General features: G+C 46.3%; 5 protein-coding genes. 3 read left to right on the top strand and 2 right to left on the bottom strand.

All coding sequences use genetic code 11. The features are described from left to right. Window positions 1-560 precede the first annotated feature (560 nt). Both AC0QH1_RS05880 and AC0QH1_RS05875 read left to right on the top strand, forming a co-directional pair. Window positions 561-710, top strand: coding sequence for a hypothetical protein (locus AC0QH1_RS05880; protein WP_324629999.1), 150 nt, complete (start codon window positions 561-563; stop codon window positions 708-710). A 189-nt stretch (window positions 711-899) separates the two neighbouring features. Then, window positions 900-1,862: a hypothetical protein gene (locus tag AC0QH1_RS05875; protein WP_324629998.1), complete on the top strand. Its 963-nt coding sequence runs from the start codon at window positions 900-902 to the stop codon at window positions 1,860-1,862. A gap of 88 nt (window positions 1,863-1,950) precedes the next feature. On the opposite strand, the gene AC0QH1_RS05870 is transcribed toward AC0QH1_RS05875, so the two are convergent. Continuing rightward, window positions 1,951-2,313 (bottom strand): type II toxin-antitoxin system PemK/MazF family toxin, encoded by a 363-nt coding sequence (locus AC0QH1_RS05870; protein ID WP_324629996.1) that lies wholly within the window; start codon window positions 2,311-2,313, stop codon window positions 1,951-1,953. After that, on the bottom strand, window positions 2,298-2,534 hold the full coding sequence (locus AC0QH1_RS05865) for a hypothetical protein (RefSeq protein ID WP_324629995.1): 237 nt from the start codon (window positions 2,532-2,534) through the stop codon (window positions 2,298-2,300). Before AC0QH1_RS05865 ends, AC0QH1_RS05870 begins: the two co-directional genes overlap by 16 nt. 267 nt (window positions 2,535-2,801) lie before the next feature. Between AC0QH1_RS05865 and AC0QH1_RS05860 the strand changes: the two genes are divergently transcribed. Beyond that, complete coding sequence (locus AC0QH1_RS05860; protein ID WP_324629994.1) at window positions 2,802-3,905, top strand: DALR anticodon-binding domain-containing protein; 1,104 nt, start codon at window positions 2,802-2,804, stop codon at window positions 3,903-3,905. Window positions 3,906-4,063 lie beyond the last annotated feature (158 nt).

Genomic DNA, 4,063 nt, shown 5'->3' with positions numbered 1-4,063 from the left:
GCGATCGCCGACCAGTCTTCACAACGACATGATTTCAGAAATTGGTTTATAAAGCAGCGGTAGGGTGCGTTCCGGCTCCATTCAATCCTTGGATTTTGCCAACAAGATTAAGCGAGCCGGAACGCACCGATTCGGGAACCCAACGACAAATACCAGGATAAATTTACGACCCTTACCAGATTATAGCCCCGGTGCGTTGCGGCAGCTTGTAAATTGTCCCCTTGGTTCGACATGGGTTTGAGCCGCAACGCACCCTACCGTGACTAAACAAACCAGTTTTCAATGGTCAGTCCATCAAAATCAGCATAGTCTGAGACATTACGAGTGGTAGGGTGCGTTACGTCGGTGATAAGTTTTGGGCAAAAACAAACCAATTAACAAGTCCGACGTAACGCACCAAATTTATATAGAGTCAATCAAACATTTTCGGTGCGTTACGCGGGGAATACAATTTACTCGACTTCGGCCCAAAGTTAATTCCCCGCTAACACACCCTACCTGGAAAGCGATCGCCCATATTTACCGAAAAGCGATCGCCCATTACTAAAGGAGAAACTATCATGTCTGAAAGACACCCTTACGACAAAGGCAAACCTGAAAAAGATAAAGCTGAAAAAAATGTCCAAAATGTCACGGAAAAGGACGGATTTCTGTCCCTCGTGGTAAACGAGAACCTCAATGTCCTCGCTGTAATGGCACTGGTTGGGTGAAGGGTTCTTAGATGTAATTCCTGAAATATACCCTGAATTTTTCAGAGTGCGATCGCCTCTTTTTCCCCCGAGAGCGATCGCCCATCTTCCCCCAACCACGCTCTAAAAAAAATCCCACCACTGCATCAACAATGATGCAATTCCCAAAGTCCAAAACGAACCCCAAAAAATGTAGCATTCTGAAAAACAATGAAAATCTTTTTTAGCTCTCAAAACCCCCTACTCAAACTTGCCGCTATCTTAAGCTTATCTGTCACCTTAAATCTCTTTACTCCTAATACAGCCAAAACCCAAACCGTGTCGGAAGCAACATTATCCGATGCGTTAACACAAATCATTCTTCAACAAGCAGCAGAAGACACCAGCTTATCCATTTCTGAATTGCAAATTGAGACTGCTAGTCGTGTAACCTGGCCCAATGGATGTATGGGAATTAGCGGACCTGAAATATTCTGTACCCAAGCATTCGTCGATGGTTGGATAGTAGTCATAACCAGTGGCAGCAATCAATGGACTTACCATACCAACGGTTCTCGTGTTTTACTGAATGACAGTTTACCGAATCGCCAACCAACAGAACAATTGCGATGGGAAGAATGGCAACGACAACTTGAACAACGACGACGTCAGGAGGAATGGCGACGACGATGGGCGAATATTGGTTGGACTCAAGACAACCCAGTGATGCCTACCGTTACCGAACCCGGTACTTGGATATTTGACGATGTACCTTCTGGTCGTTGGGTCGATCCCCCTACTGCTTACGGATTTCGCTATACCATGCTAGAGGATTCTCTGTTTACTGACATCCTCGACTTCCCGATCGCCATTGATGACGATAATTTATTTACCATCTCCGTTGGCGATACCATTCTCGGAGAATTTAGTCCGGGGGAAAGTGTTAATTTTGTTTCATTACTCGGTCACGGGGTTTCCGAATTTGCCATCACCGATATTAACCCCCTTGTCGATCCTGAAGATCCTAGCGCTTTTCCACTCAAAATTGCCTTTAATACCGAACAAGCTGATTTTAAAATGGAAGCGATTCCTGCCCCCACTTCCGTCCCGGAAGGGAGTACATCGATCGCATTATTGGCATTTGGCGCACTGGGTATTTACTCTCGCTTTAAAGGTCACGGTCAATTTAATTAAACAGCGACTCGCAACTTATGCGATCCCAAATCTCCTCTTTCCGAAAGGCGATCGCGCCTACACTAAAATTAAGTTCGCCATCTGTTTTCTACAAAGCAAACACGATTCGGAGAGCATTATCAATTTTTACCAAAACTTCCGGTTCCAGTTCACCTCGAATGGCAACCAAGCGAGAGCGATAGTCAATCGGGCGGGTTTGCAAGCAATCTGCAATAGATTTCTTAGTCAATCCATTCCCTGCTGAGGGCAAAATCTCGATATTTGTTGCGATCTTAGCTTTTTTGTCGCTCCATGCAGTAATTGGGACAACTTGAATGACGGGTACTCGCTCGTTGTAAGTGTTATTCGTAACCACAATACAAGGTCTGATTTTTCCCGTTTCTGAACCTTGAGTGGGGTCAAGATTAACATCAATGATTGTACCCCGGTTGAGCTTTATTCTTTCGGCCATTCTTCTAACCCGGCTTCAGCTAGTGCTTGTAACTCTGGCTCTTCTTCATAGATTTCCGCATAGAGAGCGGCTGATTCCTCTAATTTTGCTGATTCTAAAGCGGATCGCAATCTGTGCAGCGCTGCCATAACAAGTTCTCTCGAATCATGAAACCCATAATCTTGGAACTGTTCGACAAATTCACCAATCGAATCATCCAGTTTAAATGTATATTCTTTCACTTTCTCAATCCTCTCCAACGAAACGTTTCATAAACAACGACTGATTCGCCCGGTGCTATTATAACCACCTCCCGCATCAGGAGTCGGTTCAAACAAGAGCTTATTTTACCATATTTTGTATTCAGCTAACCTCTAGGGCAAAATTCTACGACTGCTCTACTCCAGTTATATCCTAATTCCAGGCACTACAGCCGATCGCCAAGACGCTCACCACCCAGGATAATAGAACTGCAATTACTTTCCAACCCCCATTAACCCAACACTACCATGAACAAACCCCAACAAATCTACCTCGATCGCCCACCCGTCTACCCCGCGCAAATCACCTCATCCGCCGATCTGCGCTGTAACCTTACCGACACCCTCCAAACCCTCCTCCAACAAACCGATCGTACCCTCATCACTCCCTCGAAACCAACCCCCGACTGTGAAACCTTCCTCAACAGTCTCAAAACCAATTTCAACATTTACCAAGCCTCAATGTCGCGCCAATTTGCTGCGGATTTACCCGCCGACATCGAACAAACTGCCCTGAAAGATGAACCCAAAGACTGGTTTATCAAAACTGCCGATTTTGGCGACGACTTCGATCGCGTCCTCCAACACCGCGACGGCGAATTCACTCAACTCTTAGAAGACATTGCCTGCTACCATCAAATCTTCCAACAAGGCTATGACAAAATTATCCTGTTGCGTCCCTCCACTTACACCGGCTATGACATCCAACTCACCGCCGCGATGCAATGTCTGGGCTACACCAAACAGCAATTTCAATTTATTGCGATTCAGCCGATAAAACTCCACGCTTTCCACAAACCCACCCAGCAACTTCATCCGATTCCTGATATTGCCTCGGAGGAACTCATCAAAGCGATCGGGATGGATGCTTTGCGTTGGCACAGTTTTCGCGTCCCCCTCACCGGCGTTGCCCCCATCAATATCAGCACAGCGGGACAACCGACCCCCAAGGATAGTCTCTATCGGGTCAAATCTGCCCATACCCGTTGTTGTCTGCTGCTGCATCAAGCTCACCAGCAAGGCGTTATCCAGCTAAACACTGGAGATAATTGGCAGATTGCGCCTACGCCGATGTCATTGGCAGAGTGCGTTTGGGAGGATGCCAACGCCGCCACTCTCGCCAACCAAGTGCAAGCGACTCCTAAAGTCTTGCAACAAAGTGCTAATGAAATTGCTCCGCATCTGCTTTGCCAGCATTTAGAGGCTGTCAGCGAGACTTGCGATCGCTGGTTCCAGTCTCTTACTCTTACCCCCCTCAATTGTGCCCTGTTATTGGCAACGAAGCAAACTATTTTTGACAGTTTAGAAAATATCTTGGGCATCAAAGCGCCAGAACCGACTGAGGTCAAATAAAGCGTTTTTTTGAGGATTGCGATCGGGCTAAATCCCCCTTGTTGTTCTTACACTTATTTCAGGAGTTCATCTGATGAAGAGTAGTTCGTAGGGTGGGCAGGGTTATAAAATCAGTCGTTCTAGCATCAAATCTAGTGACCCTGCCCACCCTACAAGCT

It is taken from the genome of Phormidium sp. CCY1219 (assembly GCF_055795085.1).
Note: the sequence above shows the minus strand (reverse complement) of the source record. Positions and strands in the feature narration are given on the sequence as shown.

Coding starts and splice junctions, on each gene's coding strand:
- AC0QH1_RS05860 (WP_324629994.1), top strand. CDS start 2,802: ATGAACAAACCCCAACAAATCTACCTCGATCGCCCACCCGTCTACCCC.
- AC0QH1_RS05875 (WP_324629998.1), top strand. CDS start 900: ATGAAAATCTTTTTTAGCTCTCAAAACCCCCTACTCAAACTTGCCGCT.
- AC0QH1_RS05880 (WP_324629999.1), top strand. CDS start 561: ATGTCTGAAAGACACCCTTACGACAAAGGCAAACCTGAAAAAGATAAA.
- AC0QH1_RS05870 (WP_324629996.1), bottom strand. CDS start 2,313: ATGGCCGAAAGAATAAAGCTCAACCGGGGTACAATCATTGATGTTAAT.